At 68.5% G+C, this 20,448-nt stretch carries 28 protein-coding genes and 1 riboswitch; of the genes, 12 read left to right on the top strand and 16 right to left on the bottom strand.

The annotated features are described in order from the left end of the window. Positions 1–59 precede the first annotated feature (59 nt). Together cobO and cobU are read right to left on the bottom strand one after the other, a co-directional pair. Complete coding sequence (cobO, locus tag SP5_RS04135; RefSeq protein WP_439645599.1) at positions 60–659, bottom strand: cob(I)yrinic acid a,c-diamide adenosyltransferase; 600 nt, start codon at positions 657–659, stop codon at positions 60–62. Further along, complete coding sequence (gene cobU / locus SP5_RS04140) at positions 659–1,183, bottom strand: bifunctional adenosylcobinamide kinase/adenosylcobinamide-phosphate guanylyltransferase (RefSeq protein WP_042484575.1); 525 nt, start codon at positions 1,181–1,183, stop codon at positions 659–661. Before cobU ends, cobO begins: the two co-directional genes overlap by 1 nt. Positions 1,184–1,210: 27 nt before the next feature. Between cobU and SP5_RS04145 the strand changes: the two genes are divergently transcribed. From SP5_RS04145 to SP5_RS04155, 3 genes are read left to right on the top strand one after another with little or no spacing between them, the layout of a single operon-like run. Continuing rightward, entirely contained in the window at positions 1,211–2,200 is a 990-nt protein-coding gene (locus SP5_RS04145) for an aminotransferase class I/II-fold pyridoxal phosphate-dependent enzyme (RefSeq protein WP_245613397.1), read from the top strand. Continuing rightward, the gene (cbiB, locus tag SP5_RS04150) at positions 2,193–3,131 is read left to right on the top strand and encodes an adenosylcobinamide-phosphate synthase CbiB (protein ID WP_042484516.1); all 939 of its coding nucleotides are present in this window, start codon (positions 2,193–2,195) and stop codon (positions 3,129–3,131) included. Before SP5_RS04145 ends, cbiB begins: the two co-directional genes overlap by 8 nt. Beyond that, positions 3,119–4,573 carry a cobyric acid synthase gene (locus tag SP5_RS04155; protein WP_042484518.1) on the top strand — a complete coding sequence of 485 codons (1,455 nt, stop codon included), beginning with the start codon at positions 3,119–3,121 and terminating at the stop codon, positions 4,571–4,573. The genes cbiB and SP5_RS04155 overlap by 13 nt, the downstream gene beginning before the upstream one ends. On the opposite strand, the gene cobS is transcribed toward SP5_RS04155, so the two are convergent. Genes cobS through SP5_RS04175 form a run of 4 tightly spaced genes read right to left on the bottom strand, consistent with a single transcriptional unit; the run spans position 4,558 to position 7,239 of the window. Continuing rightward, positions 4,558–5,274 (bottom strand): adenosylcobinamide-GDP ribazoletransferase, encoded by a 717-nt coding sequence (gene cobS / locus SP5_RS04160; RefSeq protein WP_042484521.1) that lies wholly within the window; start codon positions 5,272–5,274, stop codon positions 4,558–4,560. The two genes, SP5_RS04155 and cobS, sit on opposite strands and share 16 nt — an antisense overlap. Next, positions 5,271–5,828: a histidine phosphatase family protein gene (locus SP5_RS04165; protein WP_042484524.1), complete on the bottom strand. Its 558-nt coding sequence runs from the start codon at positions 5,826–5,828 to the stop codon at positions 5,271–5,273. The genes cobS and SP5_RS04165 overlap by 4 nt, the downstream gene beginning before the upstream one ends. Continuing rightward, positions 5,825–6,835: a nicotinate-nucleotide--dimethylbenzimidazole phosphoribosyltransferase gene (gene cobT / locus SP5_RS04170; protein WP_042484526.1), complete on the bottom strand. Its 1,011-nt coding sequence runs from the start codon at positions 6,833–6,835 to the stop codon at positions 5,825–5,827. Before cobT ends, SP5_RS04165 begins: the two co-directional genes overlap by 4 nt. After that, positions 6,832–7,239 (bottom strand): DUF1636 domain-containing protein, encoded by a 408-nt coding sequence (locus SP5_RS04175; protein WP_042484528.1) that lies wholly within the window; start codon positions 7,237–7,239, stop codon positions 6,832–6,834. Before SP5_RS04175 ends, cobT begins: the two co-directional genes overlap by 4 nt. 90 nt (positions 7,240–7,329) lie before the next feature. Then, positions 7,330–7,514, bottom strand: a riboswitch (cobalamin riboswitch). A 102-nt stretch (positions 7,515–7,616) separates the two neighbouring features. Here SP5_RS04175 and fumC point away from each other — a divergent pair. Further along, entirely contained in the window at positions 7,617–9,017 is a 1,401-nt protein-coding gene (fumC, locus tag SP5_RS04180; RefSeq protein ID WP_042484529.1) for a class II fumarate hydratase, read from the top strand. A 150-nt stretch (positions 9,018–9,167) separates the two neighbouring features. Here the strand turns inward: fumC and SP5_RS04185 are convergent, their stop codons facing one another. After that, positions 9,168–9,806, bottom strand: coding sequence for a trimeric intracellular cation channel family protein (locus tag SP5_RS04185; protein WP_042484531.1), 639 nt, complete (start codon positions 9,804–9,806; stop codon positions 9,168–9,170). A gap of 136 nt (positions 9,807–9,942) precedes the next feature. Here SP5_RS04185 and SP5_RS04190 point away from each other — a divergent pair, with 136 nt between their 5' ends. Beyond that, positions 9,943–10,251 carry a glycine zipper 2TM domain-containing protein gene (locus tag SP5_RS04190; RefSeq protein WP_042484532.1) on the top strand — a complete coding sequence of 103 codons (309 nt, stop codon included), beginning with the start codon at positions 9,943–9,945 and terminating at the stop codon, positions 10,249–10,251. Between the two features lie 177 nt (positions 10,252–10,428). Beyond that, positions 10,429–10,992 (top strand): glycine zipper 2TM domain-containing protein, encoded by a 564-nt coding sequence (locus SP5_RS04195; protein ID WP_042484534.1) that lies wholly within the window; start codon positions 10,429–10,431, stop codon positions 10,990–10,992. A gap of 58 nt (positions 10,993–11,050) precedes the next feature. On the opposite strand, the gene SP5_RS04200 is transcribed toward SP5_RS04195, so the two are convergent. Beyond that, positions 11,051–11,272 carry a hypothetical protein gene (locus tag SP5_RS04200; protein ID WP_042484536.1) on the bottom strand — a complete coding sequence of 74 codons (222 nt, stop codon included), beginning with the start codon at positions 11,270–11,272 and terminating at the stop codon, positions 11,051–11,053. A 184-nt stretch (positions 11,273–11,456) separates the two neighbouring features. On the opposite strand from SP5_RS04200, the gene SP5_RS04205 reads away from it, so the two are divergent. The 3 genes from SP5_RS04205 to SP5_RS04215 all read left to right on the top strand — a co-directional run bounded on the left by SP5_RS04205 (position 11,457) and on the right by SP5_RS04215 (position 13,718). Beyond that, entirely contained in the window at positions 11,457–12,191 is a 735-nt protein-coding gene (locus tag SP5_RS04205) for a hypothetical protein (protein ID WP_052811397.1), read from the top strand. Positions 12,192–12,252: 61 nt separating this feature from the next. Then, positions 12,253–12,627 (top strand): fluoride efflux transporter CrcB, encoded by a 375-nt coding sequence (gene crcB / locus SP5_RS04210; protein ID WP_042484538.1) that lies wholly within the window; start codon positions 12,253–12,255, stop codon positions 12,625–12,627. After that, positions 12,624–13,718: an RluA family pseudouridine synthase gene (locus tag SP5_RS04215; RefSeq protein ID WP_042484539.1), complete on the top strand. Its 1,095-nt coding sequence runs from the start codon at positions 12,624–12,626 to the stop codon at positions 13,716–13,718. Before crcB ends, SP5_RS04215 begins: the two co-directional genes overlap by 4 nt. Before the next feature lie 234 nt (positions 13,719–13,952). Here SP5_RS04215 and SP5_RS04220 read toward each other — a convergent pair whose 3' ends face one another. After that, positions 13,953–14,348, bottom strand: a complete 396-nt coding sequence (locus SP5_RS04220) for a glycine zipper 2TM domain-containing protein (protein ID WP_042484542.1) — start codon at positions 14,346–14,348, stop codon at positions 13,953–13,955. 166 nt (positions 14,349–14,514) lie between these two features. Between SP5_RS04220 and SP5_RS04225 the strand changes: the two genes are divergently transcribed. From SP5_RS04225 to SP5_RS04235, 3 genes are read left to right on the top strand one after another with little or no spacing between them, the layout of a single operon-like run. Further along, positions 14,515–15,180 carry an HAD-IA family hydrolase gene (locus SP5_RS04225; protein WP_042484548.1) on the top strand — a complete coding sequence of 222 codons (666 nt, stop codon included), beginning with the start codon at positions 14,515–14,517 and terminating at the stop codon, positions 15,178–15,180. Further along, the gene (locus tag SP5_RS04230) at positions 15,177–15,392 is read left to right on the top strand and encodes a hypothetical protein (RefSeq protein ID WP_042484550.1); all 216 of its coding nucleotides are present in this window, start codon (positions 15,177–15,179) and stop codon (positions 15,390–15,392) included. The genes SP5_RS04225 and SP5_RS04230 overlap by 4 nt, the downstream gene beginning before the upstream one ends. Continuing rightward, positions 15,389–16,072 (top strand): ATP12 family chaperone protein, encoded by a 684-nt coding sequence (locus SP5_RS04235; protein WP_042484554.1) that lies wholly within the window; start codon positions 15,389–15,391, stop codon positions 16,070–16,072. Before SP5_RS04230 ends, SP5_RS04235 begins: the two co-directional genes overlap by 4 nt. Positions 16,073–16,343: 271 nt before the next feature. On the opposite strand, the gene gmk is transcribed toward SP5_RS04235, so the two are convergent. The 7 genes from gmk to rsmI all read right to left on the bottom strand — a co-directional run bounded on the left by gmk (position 16,344) and on the right by rsmI (position 20,421). Continuing rightward, the gene (gmk, locus tag SP5_RS04240; RefSeq protein ID WP_174435502.1) at positions 16,344–17,003 is read right to left on the bottom strand and encodes a guanylate kinase; all 660 of its coding nucleotides are present in this window, start codon (positions 17,001–17,003) and stop codon (positions 16,344–16,346) included. Between the two features lie 81 nt (positions 17,004–17,084). After that, entirely contained in the window at positions 17,085–17,294 is a 210-nt protein-coding gene (locus SP5_RS04245; protein WP_042484557.1) for a hypothetical protein, read from the bottom strand. Then, positions 17,291–17,500 (bottom strand): hypothetical protein, encoded by a 210-nt coding sequence (locus SP5_RS04250; RefSeq protein ID WP_042484584.1) that lies wholly within the window; start codon positions 17,498–17,500, stop codon positions 17,291–17,293. The genes SP5_RS04245 and SP5_RS04250 overlap by 4 nt, the downstream gene beginning before the upstream one ends. Positions 17,501–17,698: 198 nt before the next feature. Beyond that, complete coding sequence (gshB, locus tag SP5_RS04255) at positions 17,699–18,661, bottom strand: glutathione synthase (protein WP_042484560.1); 963 nt, start codon at positions 18,659–18,661, stop codon at positions 17,699–17,701. Between the two features lie 57 nt (positions 18,662–18,718). Continuing rightward, positions 18,719–19,096, bottom strand: coding sequence for a YraN family protein (locus tag SP5_RS04260; RefSeq protein ID WP_042484562.1), 378 nt, complete (start codon positions 19,094–19,096; stop codon positions 18,719–18,721). Between the two features lie 39 nt (positions 19,097–19,135). Then, entirely contained in the window at positions 19,136–19,504 is a 369-nt protein-coding gene (locus SP5_RS04265; RefSeq protein WP_338012065.1) for a M15 family metallopeptidase domain-containing protein, read from the bottom strand. 47 nt (positions 19,505–19,551) lie between these two features. Beyond that, positions 19,552–20,421 carry a 16S rRNA (cytidine(1402)-2'-O)-methyltransferase gene (gene rsmI, locus SP5_RS04270; protein WP_042484566.1) on the bottom strand — a complete coding sequence of 290 codons (870 nt, stop codon included), beginning with the start codon at positions 20,419–20,421 and terminating at the stop codon, positions 19,552–19,554. Between the last annotated feature and the right edge of the window lie 27 nt (positions 20,422–20,448).

Here is a 20,448-nt window from a genome sequence, read left to right on the forward strand (position 1 = left end):
ACGGGGGAGGGCATGGCCCCAAGCCAAACGCTTTGTGGTGTATCCCTCCACGCCGAAGCTCAGAATTCGATACCCTTTTGCGCCTTCACGCCCTGTTCGCGGAAGGGATGCTTCACCTGCGTCATGTCGGTCACCAGGTCGGCGGCCTCGATCAGCGCCTCCGGCGCGTTGCGGCCGGTGATGACGACATGCGTCATCGCGCCCTTGGTCGCCAGCACCTCCAGCACCTCGTCGACGGGCAGATAGTCATAGCGCAGCACGATATTCAGCTCGTCCGCGACGATCAGGTCATAGGACGGATCGGCGATCATCCGCTTGACCTCGTCCCACGCGCCCCGCGCGGTGGCGATGTCGCGGCTGCGGTCCTGGGTATTCCAGGTGAAGCCTTCGCCCATCGCGTGGAAATCGACCTCGGGAAAGCGCGCCAGCACGGCCGCCTCGCCGGTGGTCATCGCGCCTTTCACGAACTGTACCATGCCGACGCGCATGTCGTGGCCGACCGCACGGAGGACCATGCCGAGCGCGGCGGTCGTCTTGCCCTTGCCCTTGCCGGTATGGACGATGACCAGGCCCTTTTCGGCGTCGCGCGCGGCGACCTTGCTGTCCTGGGCGGCCTTTTTTTTGGCCATGCGCTCGGCATGTTCGGCGTCGGTTCGCATCATTTCTCTCCTGAAAGCCGCATGGGAAGCCCCGCCACCACCAGATCGGTCGCGTCGCATACCCGTGCCAGCCGCTGGTTGAGCATACCTTGCGCATCGCGAAAGCGCCGGGCCAGCGCATTGTCCGGGACGATGCCGAAGCCGACCTCGTTGCTGACCAGCACCACCGGGCCGGGCGCGTCGGCCAGCGCAGCGACCAGCGCCTCGCCCGCCGCCGCCAGATCGGCCTCGCCCAGCAACAGGTTGGTCAGCCACAGGGTCAGGCAGTCGACCAGCACCACCCGGTCGGCGCGGGCGTGCTCGGCAAGGGCCTCGGGCAAAGCGAGGGGGGCTTCCACGGTCGTCCAGCGTTCGTCGCGATCGGCCTGGTGCCGGGCGATACGGTCGCGCATCTCGTCGTCCCAGGCCTGCGCGGTTGCGATGAAGCAGCCTTGGCAGGTCATCGCTTCGGCCAGCGACTGGGCATGGCGGCTCTTGCCCGACCGGGCACCGCCGAGCACGAGGATGGTTCGGGGCTTCGTCATGCCTTTCCGCATCGCGGGAGCGGGCCGATGACGCAAGCCCCCATGGCCGCGCTGACCCATCATGGCGGCCGGATCGACGCGGCTAAGGCACTGTTTCCCGATGCCCCGACGCCGTGGCTTGATCTGTCGACGGGGATCAATCCGGTCGCCTGGACCCCGCCCGAGGAGCTGGACGTCGACGCCGCGCCCTTGCCGGATCGCAGCGCATTGGCCCGACTGGAAGCACGGGCAGCGGCGCATTTCGGCGTCGCGGCGGAGCGGGTCGCGGCGGTGCCGGGGAGCGAGATGGCGCTGCGCCTGTTGCCGCTGCTGGGCGTGCCGCAGCCGATCGTCGCAATTCGACCGAGCTATGGGACGCATGGCGCGGTCGCCTCTGCGCGGGTCGACCAGTCCGCGCTGGACGATTGGGCGGGGCAGGCGGGAAGCCTGTTGATCGCCAATCCCAACAATCCCGACGGCGTCCATCGCTCGCCCGAGCAACTGGCCCGGCTGGCGGCGGCGCAGGAACGGGCAGGCGGCTGGCTGATCCTCGACGAAGCCTTTGCCGATGCGATGCCGGGAAGCGGGTTCGATGGCGGCGAACAGGTCGTGGTGCTGCGGTCGTTCGGCAAGTTCTTCGGGCTGGCCGGGGTGCGGCTGGGCTTCGTCATGGCCGCGCCGGAGATACTGGCGCGGCTGCGCGACCTGCTGGGGGACTGGCCGGTGTCGGCGCACGCCATGGCCTGGGGCAGCGCGGCTTATGCCGATCGCGCATGGATCGCGGCGACCCGGATCGCGCTGGTCGAGCGGACGGCGGCGCTGGACGCGGTGCTGGCGCATCATGGATTGACCGCGAAGGGCGCCTGTCCGCTGTTCCGCATGGTGGAGACGCCGGGGGCAGCCGCCATCTTCCGGCGACTGGCGGCGGCAGGTATATTGGTGCGGCCGTTCGCCGACGCGCCGGGGCGGTTGCGCTTCGGCGTGCCCGCCGCCACGGCGGAGCTTGAACGATTGGATAAGGCATTGCGGCATGGCTGATCCTGTGGCGCTGATGGCGCTGGCGCTCGATGCGGCGATCGGCTGGCCCGACCGGCTCTATGCGCGTGTCGGTCATCCGGTGGGGGCATTTGCGCGGTTTCTGAATCTGGCCGAGCGGTTCGGCAATTCGCCGAAGCGGCCCGAAGGTGTGCGGCGGGGGCTGGGCGTTGTCACCATGATCCTGTTGATCGCGCTGACCGGCGGGCTTGCATGGTGGATCGACCGGGAATCGCACCTTTTGCTCGGTCGCTGGGGCTGGATCGTCAGCGCGCTGCTGGCCTGGCCCGCGCTCGCGCAGCGCAGCCTGTATGTCCATGTCCGCCCCGTGGCCGACGCGCTGCTACGCAGCGACCTGCCCGCCGCCCGAGCGCTGGTCGCGCGGGTGGTCGGGCGCGATACCGGGCGGCTGGACCAGGCGGGCGTGTCGCGCGCGGCGATCGAGACGCTGGCGGAAAGTTTCTGCGACGGCATCGTCGCGCCGCTCTTCTGGTTGCTGCTGCTCGGGCTGCCGGGGGTGTGGATGTACAAGGCGATCAACACCGCCGACAGCATCATCGGGCATAAGGAGCCGCGCTGGCGGGCGTTCGGCTGGGCGGCGGCGCGGATCGACGACGGGGCGAACTGGCTTCCGGCGCGGATCGCGGGCGTGCTGGTGTGCGTCGCGGGTGCTGGCGGCTGGGCGGTGATGAAGCGCGATGCGCGTGCCCATGCCTCGCCCAATGCGGGCTGGCCCGAGGCGGCGATAGCGGGCGCGCTGGGCGTCGCACTGGCCGGGCCGGTCGCCTATGACGGGGTGACCCAGATCAAGCCGTGGATCGGGCGCGAGGGGCGGCCCGCGTCGCCCTGCGACATCGTGACCGCCCTGCAAGTCTATGCGCGCGCCTGCCTGCTGCTCTGGGTGATCGCGGGGAGTGCCGCATGGCTGGCGTGATGATCCAGGGCACGGGATCGGACGTCGGCAAGTCGGTGCTGGTCGCGGGCCTCTGCCGCGCCTTCGCCAATCGAGGGCTGCGCGTCCGTCCCTTCAAGCCGCAGAATATGAGCAACAATGCCGCCGCCACGCCCGATGGCGGCGAAATCGGCCGGGCGCAGGCGACCCAGGCGATGGCGGCGCGGGTGACGCCGCATGTCGACATGAATCCGGTGCTGCTGAAGCCACAGGGGGACCGCACCTCGCAACTGATCGTGCGGGGGCAGGTGCGGGGGATGCTGCCCGCGTCGAAATGGCGCGAGGGGCGGATCGGGCTGCTGCCCGAGGTGGTCGACTGCTATCGTAGGTTGGAGGCGGCGTGCGATCTCGTGATCGTCGAGGGCGCCGGGTCGCCCGCCGAGGTCAATCTGCGCCCCGGCGATATTGCCAATATGGGCTTTGCCCGCGCGGCGAACGTGCCGGTGGTGCTGGCGGGGGATATCGACCGGGGCGGGGTGATCGCCTCGCTGGTCGGCACCAAGGCGGTGATCGACCCGGCGGATGCCGCGATGATCCGGGGCTTTCTGGTCAACAAGTTTCGCGGCGACCCTGCGCTGTTCGCCGATGGCATGGCAACGATTGCCGAGCATACCGGCTGGCACTCGCTGGGGCTGATCCCGTGGCTGGCCGATGCCGCGCGCTTGCCCAGCGAGGACGCGGTGGTGCTGGAACGCGGGCGCGCCGGTATGGGCGGGCGGGTCGTCATCGCCTGTCCGATCACGCCGCGCATCGCCAATTTCGACGATCTCGATCCGCTGCGCCTGGAGCCGCAGGTCGATCTGGTCATGGTCCGCCCCGGCGAGCCGATCCCCGATGCCGCGATGATCGTGCTGGCGGGATCGAAGGCGACCATCGCCGACCTGGCCTTCATTCGCGCACAGGGCTGGGACATCGACATCGCCGCGCATGTCCGGCGCGGGCGGCCGGTGCTGGGCTTGTGCGGCGGATACCAGATGCTGGGCCGCTCGGTCGCCGACCCGGACGGGATCGAGGGGCCTGCCGGGACGGTCGCGGGGCTGGGGTTGCTCGACGTGGAGACCGTGCTCACCGGCGAAAAGACGGTCCGGCCGGTGACGGGCGAGGCGCTGGGTGCGCCGTTCTCGGGCTATGAAATCCATCTCGGGCGGACCGGCGGCCCCGATACCGCGCAGCCGGTGGGGTATCTCGCCGATGGCCGGGCGGAGGGGGCGATCCGCGCCGACGGGCTGGTCGCGGGCAGCTATGTCCACGGCCTGCTGGGCGAGGCGGGACAGCGCGCGGCATGGCTGGCACGGATCGGCATGGCGGGGCAGGGGCCGGATCACCGGGCCGATGTCGATGCCGCGCTCGACGCCATCGCCGCCGTGCTGGAGGCGCATGTCGATTGCGACGCGCTGCTGCGGATCGCTCAGGGCAGGGCGTAAAGGACGGCAGCGAGGAGCAGCGCGGTTTCGGTCAGTTCGATCCCGGCGCCATGCACGTCGCCGGTGACGCCGCCCAGCTTGCGCCGGAACCAGAGCGACAGCGCCATGAGGACGAGCGGTGCGACCGCCACCGGCGGATAGAACAGGCCCAGCACGAGCGCGGCGAATATCCAGCCGATCATGTCGAGCGGCCGGACCGCCTTGGCTACCATCGCCCCCAATCCGCCGGGCTTCAGCGGCGGCAGCATCCGCGCCCAGACCAAAGGTCCGATCCGTGCGGCGGCCGGGATCAGCGCGATCCACGGCCAGCCCTCGGGCGGCACGCGGTGGAGCAGCACCAGCTTGGCGGTCAACTGCATTGCCAGCGCGACCACGCCGAAACTGCCGATATGCGGATCGGCCATCACCGCCAGCAGCCGCGACCGATCGCCATGCGCCGCGCCCAGCCCGTCGGACAGGTCGGCCAGCCCGTCCAGATGCAGCGCCCCCGTCGCCCAGACCCAGGCGACCAGTGCCGCCAGCGCGCCCGTCCACGGGTCGACCAGCGCGCCCAGCCAGCCCGCCCCGGCCACGATCACCCCGATGACCAGCCCCGCGACCGGGTAGAGCCGGATGGCCTGCGCGAAATCCGCTTCGTCCGCCTCGACACGCGGCATGGGCAGTCGGGTGAGGAAGCCCAGCGCGACGATCAGCGCCTTCATGCCGTCACCAGCCCCGTCACCTGCGCGCTGCGGGGCGCACCGTCCCACACCTCCAGCGTGACCAGCGCCGCATAGGGCAGCGCGAACGACCATGTTGCGCGCAGATCGAACCCGCACAGCACATGCAACGCCGCACGCATCGCGCCGCCATGGGTGACGATCAGCGTCGGTTCGGGCGGCAGGTCGGCGATGGCTGCACGGACACGCTCGACCAGATCGGACCAGCGTTCGCCGCCCGGCGGCGGGGCGGCATCGGGATCGCCCCAGAAACGGCGCAGCGTCTCGGGGGCGATGTCGCTCGCCGCCAGCCCGTCCCACGCGCCGAAATCCAGCTCCCGCCAGCGCGGATCGACTTCCACTGGACCGATTGCCTCGGCACAGGTCCGCGCGCGCGACAGGTCGGAGGCGACCCGGCGGGTCACGTCCAGCCCGCCCGCCCGCGCGACACAGGCTGCGATGCCCCCGGCCGTGGCGGGGCTGTCGGTTCGCCCGAGCATCCGCCCCGTCAGTTCGGGCTCGCCGTGACGCAGCAGATGGAGACGAAAGCCGGTCACGCGCCCGAGATGCCCGCCTCGGCAAAGGTCGCCATGCCGTCATGCGCCGCGATGGCTGCACGGATGACCTGCACCGCCACCGCCGCGCCGCTCGCCTCGCCCAGCCGCATGGCGAGCGACAGGATCGGCTCGAGTCCCAGCCGCGCGAGCAACAGGACATGGCCCGGCTCGGCAGAGCAATGGCCCGACAGGCAATGGGCGCTGATCGCCGGATTGGCATGGGCCAGCGGTGCGATGGCGGCGGTGCCGATAAAGCCGTCGAGCACCACCGGGATCCGCTTGTGGCGTGCGGCCAGCACCGCGCCCGCCATGCCTGCGATCTCGCGCCCGCCCAGACGGCGCAGGATCTCGAAGGCGCTGGTCAGATGCTCCCGGTGCAGGGCGAGTCCCTCGGCTACCACCCAGGCCTTGCGCTGAACGCCCTCGGCATCGATGCCGGTGCCCGGCCCGACCCACAAGGCGGGTGCTCCCCCGAAACTGGCGGCGGCCAGCGCAGCGGCGGCGGTGCTGTTGCCGATTCCCATCTCGCCCAGGACGAGCAGGTCGGCATCACCCACCGCCTCGGCACCGGCGGACAGCGCGTCCAGGCATTCCTCCTCGGTCATGGCGGGCGCGGCGGTGAAGTCGGCGGTCGGTCGGTCGAGGTCGAGCGGCACCACGGCCAGTTCCAGCCCCGCCGCCGCCGCCAGTGCGTTGATCGCGGCCCCCCCGGCGGCGAAATTGGCGACCATCTGCACCGTCACCTCGGCCGGAAAGGCGCTGACGCCGCGCGCGGTGACGCCGTGATTCCCTGCGAAGATGACCGCACGGCCGCGCTCGATCCGGGGCCGCTCGACGCCCTGCCATCCGGCGAGGAAGATCGCGATGTCCTCCAGGCGGCCCAGCGAGCCCGGCGGCTTGGTCAACTGCCCCTGCCGCGCGGTCGCGGCGGCGCGGGCCTGGTCGTCGGGCTGGGGCAGGGTGGCGAGCGCGGTCTCGAACGCGGCGATGGTGGGGAAGGCGCTCATTCGACGACATATCCTTCGGGGGGCGTGCGGGTCAGGAAATGGCCTTTCACCCCTTGCGGCCATTGCTTGTAGGGCACCTGTCCCCAGTCGCTGTCGGCATAGGCGCGGGCATAGTCCAATATGGCGCGCGCGGCGTCGTCATCGGGGGTGAACTTCCCCATGACGTATCCGACCTTGCCGGGGCAGCGTAAGTGGACGGTACAGAAGGACTGGCAGGCGAAGAGGCAGGGCATCTCCTCGACCGCGACATCCGCATAGGCGGGATCGGACGCCTGTACCCGGCGAAGCGCCTCGACCAGCAGCGCACCGCCGCGCTGGCCGTCTTCGTTCTCGCGCACCTCGTCGGACAGGCGGCAGGTGTTGCAGGCGACCACGGCGGGGCCGTTCGCGGCGGGCTTCAGCATGAAATCGGCTTGTACATCGGGCAAGTCTCCAAAGGCGCTGTCGCCGCGCGAGGGGAAAGCCCCGTTTCGTCCGGTACACCCTGACCAGCCGAAGGACGACCGCGACGGGCAGGTCTCCTGGCTCGCGGGTCGGGGCCGGTCCGCCGCCTTCTCGGGCATTACCCCAATGGCGTCGTGGCGGGCGGCTCGCCGCTTACAGTTGCAGGGGCAGCCGGGGTGTCGCACCCCATTCCCTTTTCATCCTCTTTCGAGGAACCTGTCGCGAGGGCGGCGATAGGCGGGTGGGGGGCGGGTGGCAAGCATTCTGCCCTCCTCTGTCGACGACATGACGACTATGTAACGGGGAACCCCTGACCCCATCGGTGAGTCCCTGTCGCATGACCCAGAACGCCACCACCCGCACCGAAACCGACTCGATCGGCCCGATCGAAGTCCCCGCCAGCGCCTATTGGGGCGCACAGACCGAGCGCAGCCTGGAGAATTTCCCGTTCGGGCCACGCGAGCAGATGCCGATCGGCATCGTCCATGCGCTGGCCATCGTGAAGAAGGCGGCGGCGCGGATCAATCGCGGCCATGGCCTGGTGGCGGACAAGGCCGATGCGATCGAGGCGGCGGCGCAGGAGGTGATCGACGGGCGGCATGACGACCAGTTCCCGCTGGTCATCTGGCAGACCGGATCGGGCACCCAGTCCAACATGAACGCCAATGAGGTGATCGCGGGCCGCGCCAACGAGATGCTGACGGGTGAGCGCGGCGGCAAGTCGCCGGTCCACCCCAATGACGACGTCAATCGCGGCCAGTCGTCCAACGACACCTTCCCGACCGCGCTGCATGTCGCCGCCGCGATTGCCGTGACGAAGCAGCTTTTCCCCGCGCTCGACCGGCTTCATGCCGCGCTGGAGGCCAAGGCGAAGGAGTGGGATTCCATCGTGAAGATCGGCCGCACCCATTTGCAGGACGCGACGCCGCTGACCCTGGGCCAGGAATTTTCGGGCTATGTGCAGCAGCTTGCCAATGCCCGCGACCGGATCGAGGGGACGCTCCACCGCAATATCCTGCCGCTGGCGCAAGGCGGGACGGCGGTCGGCACCGGGCTGAACGCGCCCCATGGCTTTGCCGAGGCGATCGCGGCGGAGATCGCCGAGGCGACCGGCCTCGACTTCGTGACCGCGCCCAACAAGTTCGAGGCGCTGGCCAGCAATGACGGGCTGGTCGACCTGCATGGCACGCTGAACGTGCTGGCGGTGGCGCTGACCAAGATTGCCAACGATATCCGGCTGCTGGGTTCTGGCCCGCGCTCGGGGCTGGGCGAGCTGGAACTGCCTGCCAACGAGCCGGGCAGCTCGATCATGCCGGGCAAGGTCAACCCGACCCAGTGCGAGATGCTGACCATGGTCGCCGCGCAGGTGATCGGCAACAATGCCGCCGTGACCGTCGGCGGCCTGCAGGGCCATCTGGAGCTGAACGTCTTCAAGCCGCTGATCGGCGCGAACGTGCTGCGCTCGATCCATTTGCTGGCGGTCGGCATGGAGAGCTTTGCCGAGCGCACGGTCGAGGGGATGACGGTCAATCGCGACCGGATCACCGAGCTGCTCGACCGCTCGCTGATGCTGGTGACGGCGCTGGCGCCCGAGATCGGCTATGACAACGCCGCCAAGATCGCCAAGCACGCGCATCAGAAGGGGCAGACGTTGAAGGAGGCCGGGCTGGAACTGGGGCTGGTCGACGAGGCGACCTTCGACCGGGTGGTGCGGCCGGAGTTGATGCTGGGGCGGTGAGATTGGGGTTAAGCCTGTTTACCCCCGCTCCGTTCAGCCTGAGCGAAGTCGAAGGCCAAGGGGATGCGTCAGCCAAGCCGCGATAGCGGGGCGTACGCTTCGACTTCGTTCAGCGCGAACGGAGGGGGGAGCAGTTCCCTCCCACAGGAATCACCCCCGGTCCCACCCTTTCGCCGGATAAGCGGGCAGCGCGATCCGATATCGGATCGCCGCCCCGCGCAGCACGAACCCCGCCAGCGCCGCGATCGGCCCCGCACCCGGCACTCCCAGCTGCATCAGGATCACATAGCTGGTCGAGGACAGCGCGGCCGCCGTCACATACAGTTCCGGCCGCATCAGGATCGACGGCTCGCCCGCGATCACGTCGCGGATGATGCCCCCGACACAGGCCGACACCACCCCCAGCATCGCCGCCGGGATCGGGGTGATGCCATAGCCGCTCGCCTTCGCCGCGCCATAGACGGCATAGGCCGCCAGCCCCACCGCGTCGAACCAGTCGAGCGCGCTCCCCCGCCACCAGCGCTCCGGCGTCGCCCAGACCGCGACCGCCGCGATCAGGCAGACGAGCGGCACCCGCGCGTCATGCACCCAGAAGACCGGCGCATCGATCAACAGGTCGCGCAGCGTCCCCCCGCCGACCCCGGTGATGAGCGCGAAGAAGACGAGCGTGACCATCGTCTGGCGGTGCTTGGCCGCGACCAGCGCGCCCGACACGGCGAACACGGCCAGCCCCGCCAGGTCGAGCCAGGGCATCACGGCGGGCAGCATGGCGGTGGGTTGGGGCAGCATCGCGCACGACCCTAGAGCGGCCCTTCGCAGGGGGAAAGGGCGGCGCGTTGATGAACGTGACGTTATCTCCCGTTCATGCAACGGACGGTAGAAGTGGGACGTTACGGCGTCAGATCAATTTGAAAGGAAGTTTGTGATGCGGAAATTGATGCTTGCCCTGGGCTGCACCGCGATGGTCGTCCCCACGCTGGTCCTGCCGGTGACCGCCGCCGACGCGCAGCGCCGCTACAAGTATCGCGAATGGCGCGATGACCGTGGCCGCGTCCGCTGCCGCAAGCCGGACGGCACGACGGGGCTGGTCGTCGGTGGCGTCGCGGGTGCGCTGCTGGGCCGCACGATCGATACGCGCGGCGACCGCACGCTGGGCACGCTGGGCGGTGCCGCCGTGGGCGCGCTCGCCGGTCGCGAGATCGAGCGCGGCACGAGCAACCGCCGCTGCCGCTAGCGGCCTTTCCCCCCATGGCGGGGAAACAGGGGGCGTCACCTTCGGGTGGCGCCCTTTTTAGTTTGGAAAATCAAACAGATGATCCTGTCTCGATAGTGAACGCCCAGTAGTTTTCGGTTCACGCAACAAGCGGGATAAATGCGGGTTCTTCCTCCCATCATCAACGGGAGTTCGAGTATGCGTATTGCACTGTTGACGGCGACGATCGCCGCCACCGCCTTTTCCGCCATCCCTGCCGAGGCGCAGCGCAACGGCTGGGAAGCGCGCCAGGAATATCGCGAAGACGTGCGGGACGCCCGCCGTGACTATAACCGCGACGTCCGCCGCGCCGATTCGCCGCGCGACATCCGCGAGGCGCGCCGCGAATATCGCGAGGACATTCGCGATGCCCGCAAGGATTATCGCAAGGACATGCGCAACGTCCGCTGGCGCAATTACGACTATAACCGTTTCGAGCCGGGCCAGCGCGGCTATTATCCCGAGCGCTATTATCGCGACGGCCGTTATTACCAGCCGCGCGCGCTCGGCCGCAACGACCGCATCTATCGCGGCATGAACGGGCGCTTCTATTGCCGCCGCAATGACGGCACCACGGGCCTGGTGATCGGCGGTCTGGCGGGCGGCGCGCTGGGCAATGTGATTGCGGGCGGCGGGTCGCGCCTGCTCGGCACCGTGATCGGCGCAGGCGGCGGCGCGCTGCTCGGCCAGCAGATCGATCGCGGCCAGGTCCGCTGCCGCTAAACCGGCGGACAGCATCAAGGACGGCTCGGCGGGGAGACCCGCCGGGCCATTTCTCGTTTTAGATGAATCCGCCGCCCAGCATCAGGCGGAGGCCGAAGATCAGGATGAGGATCAAGTTCAGATTGCGCCCCGTATCGCGCGACGACAATGCGCCCACCGCCGCGCCGACGATCGCTATGGGGATCACGAACCAGTAACCCCAGGCGAAAAAGGGCAGGAAGGGCACGATACCGAGCAAAAGCGCGACCAGGCCGATGACGACCGAAAACAGGTTCAGCATGGAAATAAAGATGGCGTGGGCTGGCCCTTTCTACAAGCGCGAGGGGCCGGCCTCGATCGACATTCATCCTGTTCCTCCCCTTGCAGGGGAGGAATGGGGGAATGCTTCGATATCCCGCACTGGGGCATGACAAAGGCAAGAACCGTTAAGGATCGCGTCGCATAGCCGTGCTAGACCGTTCCCCATGATGGCGAAGTCGCACTATATCCTGATCCCGCTGGGCTGCCTGTTGCTGGCGGCATGTGGCGGCAAGTCCGATGACGATGCGCAGTTGAACGCGCTGGACAATGAACTGGCGGCGATGAACGACGGCAGCCCGACACGCGACCCGCAACTGCGCGAGGCGCTGGCCGGGCAGATCATGGTCGATCCCGGCCTCACCCAAAGCTCCAACGCCAATGCCGTGCGTCCGCCCAACCGGCCCGCGAGCGACCAGCTGCCCTCGCTGCCGCCGCCCGCCGATCCGGTCGATGCCCGCACGCTGAAGTCCGCGCCGGTGGCCGCGCGCGACTGCCCCGAATGCCGCGCCTCGGCCGGGGCCTTCACGCTGGCGGCCAAGGCCGGGCAGCAGCCGGGCAATGCCGCCTGCCTGTCGGGCCTGCGTTATTCCGCGACATGGGCGAGTCGAATGCCGCAGGCTCTTGCTCCCTATCCAGGCTCGCGCGTGGCGGAAGCGGCGGGCAATGACGCGAATGGCTGCGGCTTGCGCATCGTCAGCCTGCGTACCGCCGCACCCGCCGCCAAGGTCATCGACTATTACTATACCCGCGCCAGCGGGGCGGGCTACAGCGCCGAGCACAAGCTGGACGGCGCGCAACATGTCCTGGGCGGTACGCGGGGACCGGCGGCCTATATGGTCTATGCGACCGCCCGGCCCGGGGGTGGCACCGACATCGATCTGGTGGTCAAGGGCAGCTGATCCCGACGTCCCGCGCTTGTCCTTTGCGCGGCTGACGGGGTTGCGCTAAGGGACGGCGATCATGTCACCGCTTCTTCTCGTAATGCTGGGCGGCGCATTGGGCTCGGGCGCCCGGTATTGGACCGGCCGCTACATGCTCCATGCGTTCGGCCCGGACTTTCCCTATGGTACGCTGACCGTCAACTGGGTCGGCGGGCTGTTGATGGGATTGCTGGCGGGCGTCCTCGCCAGGACCGGCGGCGCGGAAGGGTGGCGGCTGTTTGTCGGCGTCGGGATATTGGGGGGCTTCACCACCTTTTCCTCCTTCTCGCTCGATACCATCACCCTGATCGAACGCGGCCAGATCACGGTCGCGCTCGGTTATGTCGCCTTGTCGTTGCTGGGTTCGCTGGCCGCGCTTTGGGCCGGACTTTCGATAACAAGGATTTTCGCATGACGGACTCTGTCCGCCAATTCACGGTCGGCTATGACGATGACGGCATCCGGCTGGACCGCTGGTTCAAGCGGCATATGCCCGACACCAGCTTCACCACCGTCGCCAAATGGGCGCGTACCGGCCAGTTGCGCGTCGATGGTCTGCGCGCGACGCCGGGCGACCGGATCGCGGCGGGCCAGGTGCTGCGCGTGCCCCCCGCCGAGCCCGCGCTGGCCGAGAGCAGCAAGCCGACGATGCGCCCGCGCCACATCCTGTCCGAGGACGAGGAGTCGTTCGCGCGCGAGATGGTGATCCACAAGGATCGCGACGCGCTGGTCCTGAACAAGCCGCCGGGCCTGGCGACGCAAGGGGGCACCAAGACGACGCAGCATGTCGACGGCCTGCTCGACGCGCTGCAGTTCGAGGCGGAGGGGCGGCCCAAGCTGGTCCACCGGCTGGACAAGGACACGTCGGGCGCGCTGCTGGTCGCGCGCAATGCCCGCGCGGCGGCGTTCTTTGCCAAGGCGTTTTCGGGGCGCACCGCCAAGAAGATCTACTGGGCGCTGGTCGTCGGCGTGCCCTCGATCGACGACGGCACGATCGAGCTGCCCATCGCCAAGCAGCCGGGCACCGGCGGCGAGAAGATGCATGTCGACGAGGAAAACGGCCAGTCGGCGCGCTCGCGCTACCGCGTGATCGAGCGGGCGGGCAACAGCTGCTGCTGGGTCGAGTTGCAGCCATTCACCGGCCGTACCCACCAGCTGCGCGTGCATATGGCCGCGATCGGCCATCCCATCGTCGGCGACGGCAAATATGGCGGTGCGGCGGCGTTCCTGACCGGCGGGATCAGCCGCAAGATGCATCTGCACGCGCGCCGCATCCGCGTCGATCACCCCGATGGCGGCCGGATCGACCAGACGGCCGAACTGCCGACCCACTTCGCCGAATCGATGAACCAGCTGGGCTTTGACGAGATTCGCGGCGACGTCCTGCCCCAGGACGAGGATCGCGGCCCGCCGCCCAAGGAAGTCCTGAAGCAGCGCGCCAAGGCGCACGCCAAGCAGTATCGCAAGGAACGCCGCGGCGAACGTCGGGGCAGAGGTACGCGCTGAGTCCGCTTTTCCTCCCCTGTAAGGGGAGGGGGACCGCCGCGAAGCGGTGGTGGAGGGGTGTCCACGCTCGTGGTGCATGGCCTCGCTGGCCGGGACACCCCTCCGTCAGCCCTGCGGGCTGCCACCTCCCCTTGCAGGGGAGGAATGGCAGGTAAGCGAAAAAGCCCCGCCGACCTGGGTCGACGGGGCTTTCGTTTATCCAAGGGCGAGGGGGCATCCCCTCAAGCCCGAAGATTACCGGCAATAACCGGGGTTATTCGACTTTTCGATCGCGTGACCGGCCAGCGCCCCGGCGCCGCCGCCCAGGATCGTGCCGAGCGTACGGTCGCCTCGCGTGTCGATCGTGCGGCCTAGCAGGCCACCCGCGATCGCGCCGACGATGGTGCCCGTGGTGCCGTTGTTGCAGCGCTGCGGACCACGGTTGTAATAGCCACGGTTGTAGCCGCCACGGTCATAATAGCCGCGGTCATAGCGCGGGCCGCGATTGTAACCGTCCGAATAGGCGTCGCCATAGGCGCGGTCGTAGCCGTAGCCGCGATCATAATAACGCTGCGCAGAAGCAGCGGTCGGAACCATGGCCGTCGCGCCGACGGCAAGGGCGGCGGCAGCGAGCGAAAGCTTCTTGAACATCACGATCTCCCTTGATCTTCAAACCGGCGGCGGCGGGGCGATTCCCGTCGTCGTTGAAGCCCTTATGGGTGATTCGCCATGTTCGGATGCTGAATACGGTTGTTAGCTGTTGTTCATCCGAAACGTCATGCTTCCCCCGCGCCACCCTTGCCGATAGGAGGGGGCGATGACGCGCCCGCGCCTTGCCCTGTTCGATTGTGACGGTACTCTGGTCGATAGCCAGGCCAATATCTGTCTTGCCGCCGTCGAGGCGTTCACCCTGGCCGGCCTGACCCCGCCGCCCGCCCCCGCGATTCGCCGGATCGTTGGGCTGAGCCTGGTCGAGGCGATGCGTGTGCTCGCACCCGACCAGCCCGACGCGATGCACCACCAACTGGCCAGCGACTATAAGGCGGCCTTCTTCCGACTGCGCACCGCGGGCGCGATGGAACCCGAGCCGCTGTTCGACGGCATCCCCGCCCTGCTCGACCATCTGGCGGGGGAGGGCTGGCTGATGGGCGTGGCGACGGGCAAGTCGGATCGAGGCCTCAAACGGGTGCTGGCCGAACATGGTCTGGCGGATCATTTCGTCACGCTGCAAACCGCCGACCGGCACCCGTCCAAGCCCGACCCGTCGATGGTGCTGGCCGCCATGGCCGAGACCGGCGTGGCGGCGCAGGATGTCGCGATGATCGGCGACACGAGCTTCGACATGGCGATGGGCAAGGCGGCAGGTGCCTTCGCGGTCGGTGTCGCCTGGGGATATCATGACGTGACGGAACTGGTGAGCGCAGGCGCCGAGGTCGTGGCGCAAGAGGTTGCGGACCTACCCGCCCTGCTGGTGCGGTCATGAGCGGCGACACGCGCGCGCGGCGGCGCTGGTTCATCATCATGGGCGTGCGCCTGATCGGCGTGGCGGGCGCACTGTTCGGCGTGGTGCTGGCTTCGCGCGGAGTGGCATGGCCGCACAAGGCGCTGGGCGTCGGCATCATCCTGTCGGCGCTGGCGATGATCGCGATCGTGCCCGCCGGCCTGGCGCATCGCTGGCGGAGCGGGGGCGAATGAAGCGGTTCTGGACAAACGTCTCGGTCGATGCCGAGCGGGTCGTGCGGCTCGACGACCGGCCGGTGCGCACGCCGGGGCGGGTGCCGCTGGCGCTGCCGACGATGGCGCTGGCCGAGGCGGTTGCGGGCGAGTGGCGCGACGTCGAGGAAACGGTCGACCCGCGCGCCATGCCGCTGACCGGTCTCGCCAATGCGGCGATCGACCGGATCGGCGCGGACCCGGCGCCGTTCGCGGCCGGGCTGGCGCGCTATGCGGAGAGCGACCTGCTCTGTTACCGCGCGGACTCGCCGCCGGAACTGGTGGCGCGGCAGGATGCGGTGTGGAACCCGCTGCTCGACTGGGCGCGGGATCGCTACGACGTGCATTTCACCCTGGTGACGGGGATCATGCACCAGCCCCAGCCTCCCGCGACGGTCGAGCGGCTAGCGCAGGCCGTGGCGGCGCTCGATCCGTTCCGTCTTGCCGCGCTGTCGCCGGTGGTGACGATTACCGGCTCGCTGGTGCTGGCGCTGGCGCTGCTGGAGGGGGCGGAGGAGGCAGATACGATCTGGATCGCCGCGCATGTCGACGAGGATTTCCAGGCGGAGATCTGGGGTGAGGATTACCTCGCCGTCGAAGCGCGAGAGGCCAAGCGTCGGGAGTTCGACGCGGCAGTGAAGTTCTTGAAGGCGCTGGGATAAGTTTGTTTCGAGGGCAGGGCGTGGGCTTCGACTACGCTTAGCCTGAACGGGAGTCGAGGGTGGTTGCCACCTATCCCGCGCTCCGTTCACACTGAGCGAAGTCGAAGTGCATGGGATGCGCGTGCGGCGAGGGTTTCCCTTGGGTTTCGACTACGCTCAGCCTGAACGGGGGCAAGGAGACGTGGGAGGGAACCCCGCGCGGGTTGTCACCCGTCCTACACTCCGTTCGCACTGAGCGAAGTCGAAGTGCACGCCCCGAACCGCCCCGCGCTTACTTCGTCGTCAGCTTCCGGATGAACCCGATCAGCCCGGTCTGGCGCGAGCGCTTCAGCCGCTCGGCTTGCAGGATCGTCTTCACCCCCTGGAAACACTGCTCCACATCGTCATTGACCAGGACGTAATCATAGCCGTCCCAGTGGCTGACCTCGTTGGTCGCGCGGGCCATGCGGGCGTCGATCACCTCGACCGAGTCGGTCGCGCGGCGCTCGAGTCGCTGGCGCAGTTCCTCCATCGAGGGAGGGAAGATGAACACGCGGACCACGTCGCCGCCCGCAATCTGGAACAGCTGTTGCGCGCCCTGCCAGTCGATGTCGAACAGCACGTCCTTCCCCGCCGCCAGCATCGCCTCGACCTGAGCGCGCGGCGTGCCATAGCGATTGTCGAAGACATGCGCCCATTCGAGGAACTCGTCATCCGCCACCATGCGGCGAAATTCCTCGAGGTCGACGAAGTGATAGTCCCGGCCGTCCTCTTCGCCCGGCCGGATGCCGCGCGTCGTTGCCGACACCGACATTTGCAGGCCGTCATCATCGGCGAGCAGCTTGCGCGCAATCGTAGACTTCCCCGCACCCGAGGGCGAGGACAGCACGAACAACATGCCGCGGCGCTTCAGCTTGTGGGGATCGTCGGGATAGGCGGGCGAGTTGGGCATATCTGCCTTTGACGCACGCGGTTGCAGCGCGTCAAGACATGCTTGACGCGCTGCGGTATCGCTTTGTCTGGAAGCGAGGCCTTAGAAGCGGTTGCCCGCGACCTTTCCGGCCTTGTGCCGGTCATAGGCCTTCTTGGCCGCATAGCCGCCGCCGAGCAGCAGGCCGAGCGGACCCAGGCGGCGTATGCCGCCGACGGCCAGCGCACCAAGCGCCGCACCCTTGAAGCCGTCATTTCCTTCGCGGCGACCGATTTCACGCCCGACGAGCGCGCCGATAATACGTCCGATCATGCTGTTTCTCCGAAAACTCGGTCCTTGATCTCACCCGCGCCGCGCAGCACCGCCCAGCCCACCGCATAGGTGATGGCGAGCGGCAGCACGACTTTCAGGACATTGGCGGTCACCGCGCCGATGATCGCGCCGTCCGCGACACCGTCGTCACCCGACATACCGTCGATGGCGGCGCCCACCATAGCGCCGATGGTTGTTGCACCCATGCTCATGCCCTTCGTTGCTCGGGTAAGGAAAAGCATGGGTGGGCGATGGGTTCCGTCGGGAATAGTCCTCCCCGGCACGGGGAGGGGGACCATGCGAAGCATGGTGGAGGGGGGCGTGCCGCATGGTACGTCCATTGCGGCATGCCCCCTCCGTCAGGCCTTCGGCCTGCCACCTCCCCGTGCCGGGGAGGATTGCGTTCAGCCCTTCGCCGCGACCTTTGCCTCGATCGCGTCCCAGATCAGGCCCGCGACATCCGTCCCGTCGAACGTCTCGATGGCGACGATGCCGGTGGGGGAGGTGACATTGATCTCGGTCAGCCATTCGCCGCCGATCACGTCGATCCCGACGAACAACAGCCCGCGCCGCTTCAACTCCGGCCCGAGCACCGCGCAGATTTCACGCTCACGCTCGGTCAATTCGGTCTTCTGCGCCGAGCCGCCGACCGCCAGGTTGGAGCGGATCTCGCCCTCGCCCGGCAGGCGGTTGATCGCGCCCGCGACTTCGCCGTCGATCAGGACGATGCGCTTGTCACCCTTGGCCACGGCGGGCAGGAACGCCTGCACCATATGCGGCTCGCGATAGGCGGTGTTGAACACCTCGATCAGCGCGGACAGGTTCGCGCCGTCGCGCCCGACCTTGAAGATCGCCTTGCCGCCATTGCCGTGCAGCGGCTTGATGACGATCTCGCCATGCTTCGCCAGGAACGCGCGCGCCTCGTCCAGCGAGCGGGTGACCAGCGTCGGCGGCATGAACTGCGGATAGTCGAGGACGAAGACCTTTTCCGGCGCGTTGCGCACGCTGCGCGGATTGTTCACGACCAGCGTCTTCTCGGCTACCCGCTCCAGCAGGTGGGTCGCGGTGATATAGCCCAGGTCGAAGGGCGGATCCTGCCGCATCAGCACGACATCGGCCGCGTCGCCCAGGTCCAGCTTCACCGGCTCGCCGAAGCGGTAATGGTCGCCCGCGACGCGCTGCACGGTGACGGGATGCGCCTTCGTCCAGAGGTGCCCGTCCGACCAGTTGAGGTCGCCCGCGTCATAGTGGAACAGCGTGTGCCCGCGCGCCTGGGCCGACAGCATCAGTGCGAAGGTCGAGTCCCCGGCGATGTTGATCTGGTCCATCGGGTCCATCTGGACGGCGACGGTCAGCGGCTTGGACATGGGGGCTTCCTTCCTTGAGGTGTTGCGGACGGGAGGTAATCGCTGCCCGCGCGCCTGTCACCCACACCATGCGTTTTCGATGTGACGCGGCCGCGTGCCCGGCGCGAGCAGGATGACGTCGACCCGGATATCGTCGCCCGGCCCGGCATAGGTCGCCATCAGCACCTCGGCGGCGGCCGCGACCCGTGCCAGCCGCCGCGCGTCGATCGCGAAATCCAGTTCGGCGGCGGTCTTCCGCATCTTCACCTCGACAAAGGCGACCAGCGATCCGCGCCGCACGACCAGATCGACCTCGCCCGCAGGCGTGCGGACCCGGCGGTCGAGGATCGTCCAGCCCTTCAGGCGCAGCCACCAGGCGGCGAGGCGTTCGCCGCGACGGCCCGCTTCTTCGGCGGCACGGCGATCACGGCGGGGGCGGGCGGAGGGCGGGGGCATTGGCCCATGCTATCCAAGGATAGCGGCGTGGGCGAGCGATTACTCCGGCGCGGTCAGCCAGGCCAGGCTGTCCTCGGCGGGATCGAACACCCGCAGATAGGGCTGGGTCATCAGCCGCCGGATCTGTTGCCGCCCGATCGCGCTGCCGTTGATCATCGCGATCCGGCTGGCGCGGGGAAAGTCGCGCAGCGCCTCATGGACCGTCATGATCGCTTCCTTCGGCTGGACGCTGATCGCCGACATGTCGATGCGCAGGCGATAGCCGGGGCGGAAGCCGCTGCGCCGGAACGCCTCGACCAGTTCCTGGGCATAGCGGTTCGCGACCTCGGGCGTGAAATGCCCGGTCCATTGGATGTCCAGCAGGTTGATGTCGTGGCGAAACTGAAAGGCGTACATGGCGGTTCCCATGTTCCTCCCTGCGCCATCGATCCTTGCCGAATCGCTAATGCAGGCGCCTAGTCGCTTGAACCGCCGTCCTTCATCGCCAGTGCGCGGGCATAGAGCGTCTTGCGGTCAAGCCCCAGCGCCTTGGCGACTTCGCTCGCCGCGCGGCCGACGGGCAGGCGCGTCAGCGCCTCGGCCAGCGCGGCGTCGGCATCCTGTTCGGTGGCGGGCGGCGCTTCGCCCGGCGGGGCGACGACGATCGCGATCTCGCCCTTCGGCCCGCCCTCGGCATAGCGCGCGGCGAGGGTGGAGAGGGTGCCGGTCACGGCCTCCTCGAACTTCTTGGTGATTTCGCGCGTCACCGCCGCCTCGCGGTCGCCGAGTCCCTGGGCCAGGGCGGTCAGCGTCGCCGCCAGACGCGGACCTGATTCGTAAAGGACCAGGGTGGCGCGGATGCTGGCGATCTCGGCAATGGCATCGGCGCGCGCTTTTTCCTTGGGCGGCAGGAAGCCCGCGAACAGAAAGCGATCGGTCGGCAGCCCGGCCAGCGTCAGCGCGGCGATCGCGGCGCAGGGGCCGGGGATCGTCACCACCGCGTGGCCCGCCGCGCGCGCGTCACGCACCAGCTTGTAGCCGGGGTCGGAGATCAACGGGGTCCCGGCGTCGGAGACGAGCGCCACCGCCTGGGTCGCCATACGCGCGATCAGGCCGGGGCGGACATGCTCGGCATTGTGGTCGTGATAGGGCTGCATCGGCCGTTTCACCCCGATATGGCGGAGCAGCCCGGCCGTTACGCGACTGTCCTCGACCGCGATGATATCGGCGTTTGTCAAAATGTTGGCCGCACGCGGAGACAGATCGCCGAGATTGCCGATAGGGGTCGCGACGATGTACAGGCCGGGTTCGAGAGTGTTTTCGATTTGGGTCACGGGGATCGTCATGACAGAGGCAGGGCTGTTCGTACAACC

Source organism: Sphingomonas parapaucimobilis NBRC 15100, from assembly GCF_000787715.1.
GTDB classification, from domain to species: Bacteria; Pseudomonadota; Alphaproteobacteria; order Sphingomonadales; family Sphingomonadaceae; genus Sphingomonas; species Sphingomonas parapaucimobilis.

Excerpts from the sequence above, each read along its gene's own strand:
- SP5_RS04175 (WP_042484528.1), bottom strand. The coding sequence starts at position 7,239 with ATGCTGAAGCCCGCCGCGAACGGCCCCGCCGTGGTCGCCTGCAACACC.
- cobU (WP_042484575.1), bottom strand. The coding sequence starts at position 1,183 with ATGACGAAGCCCCGAACCATCCTCGTGCTCGGCGGTGCCCGGTCGGGC.
- cobO (WP_439645599.1), bottom strand. The coding sequence starts at position 659 with ATGCGAACCGACGCCGAACATGCCGAGCGCATGGCCAAAAAAAAGGCC.
- SP5_RS04230 (WP_042484550.1), top strand. The coding sequence starts at position 15,177 with ATGAGCGGCGACACGCGCGCGCGGCGGCGCTGGTTCATCATCATGGGC.
- crcB (WP_042484538.1), top strand. The coding sequence starts at position 12,253 with ATGTCACCGCTTCTTCTCGTAATGCTGGGCGGCGCATTGGGCTCGGGC.
- SP5_RS04195 (WP_042484534.1), top strand. The coding sequence starts at position 10,429 with ATGCGTATTGCACTGTTGACGGCGACGATCGCCGCCACCGCCTTTTCC.
- SP5_RS04235 (WP_042484554.1), top strand. The coding sequence starts at position 15,389 with ATGAAGCGGTTCTGGACAAACGTCTCGGTCGATGCCGAGCGGGTCGTG.
- SP5_RS04145 (WP_245613397.1), top strand. The coding sequence starts at position 1,211 with ATGACGCAAGCCCCCATGGCCGCGCTGACCCATCATGGCGGCCGGATC.
- cobS (WP_042484521.1), bottom strand. The coding sequence starts at position 5,274 with ATGAAGGCGCTGATCGTCGCGCTGGGCTTCCTCACCCGACTGCCCATG.
- SP5_RS04220 (WP_042484542.1), bottom strand. The coding sequence starts at position 14,348 with ATGTTCAAGAAGCTTTCGCTCGCTGCCGCCGCCCTTGCCGTCGGCGCG.
- SP5_RS04155 (WP_042484518.1), top strand. The coding sequence starts at position 3,119 with ATGGCTGGCGTGATGATCCAGGGCACGGGATCGGACGTCGGCAAGTCG.
- SP5_RS04205 (WP_052811397.1), top strand. The coding sequence starts at position 11,457 with ATGATGGCGAAGTCGCACTATATCCTGATCCCGCTGGGCTGCCTGTTG.
- SP5_RS04185 (WP_042484531.1), bottom strand. The coding sequence starts at position 9,806 with ATGCTGCCCCAACCCACCGCCATGCTGCCCGCCGTGATGCCCTGGCTC.
- gmk (WP_174435502.1), bottom strand. The coding sequence starts at position 17,003 with ATGCCCAACTCGCCCGCCTATCCCGACGATCCCCACAAGCTGAAGCGC.
- SP5_RS04260 (WP_042484562.1), bottom strand. The coding sequence starts at position 19,096 with ATGCCCCCGCCCTCCGCCCGCCCCCGCCGTGATCGCCGTGCCGCCGAA.
- SP5_RS04250 (WP_042484584.1), bottom strand. The coding sequence starts at position 17,500 with ATGGGTGCAACAACCATCGGCGCTATGGTGGGCGCCGCCATCGACGGT.
- fumC (WP_042484529.1), top strand. The coding sequence starts at position 7,617 with ATGACCCAGAACGCCACCACCCGCACCGAAACCGACTCGATCGGCCCG.
- gshB (WP_042484560.1), bottom strand. The coding sequence starts at position 18,661 with ATGTCCAAGCCGCTGACCGTCGCCGTCCAGATGGACCCGATGGACCAG.
- SP5_RS04190 (WP_042484532.1), top strand. The coding sequence starts at position 9,943 with ATGCGGAAATTGATGCTTGCCCTGGGCTGCACCGCGATGGTCGTCCCC.
- SP5_RS04225 (WP_042484548.1), top strand. The coding sequence starts at position 14,515 with ATGACGCGCCCGCGCCTTGCCCTGTTCGATTGTGACGGTACTCTGGTC.
- cbiB (WP_042484516.1), top strand. The coding sequence starts at position 2,193 with ATGGCTGATCCTGTGGCGCTGATGGCGCTGGCGCTCGATGCGGCGATC.
- cobT (WP_042484526.1), bottom strand. The coding sequence starts at position 6,835 with ATGAGCGCCTTCCCCACCATCGCCGCGTTCGAGACCGCGCTCGCCACC.
- SP5_RS04215 (WP_042484539.1), top strand. The coding sequence starts at position 12,624 with ATGACGGACTCTGTCCGCCAATTCACGGTCGGCTATGACGATGACGGC.
- SP5_RS04245 (WP_042484557.1), bottom strand. The coding sequence starts at position 17,294 with ATGATCGGACGTATTATCGGCGCGCTCGTCGGGCGTGAAATCGGTCGC.
- rsmI (WP_042484566.1), bottom strand. The coding sequence starts at position 20,421 with ATGACGATCCCCGTGACCCAAATCGAAAACACTCTCGAACCCGGCCTG.
- SP5_RS04265 (WP_338012065.1), bottom strand. The coding sequence starts at position 19,504 with ATGGGAACCGCCATGTACGCCTTTCAGTTTCGCCACGACATCAACCTG.
- SP5_RS04200 (WP_042484536.1), bottom strand. The coding sequence starts at position 11,272 with ATGCTGAACCTGTTTTCGGTCGTCATCGGCCTGGTCGCGCTTTTGCTC.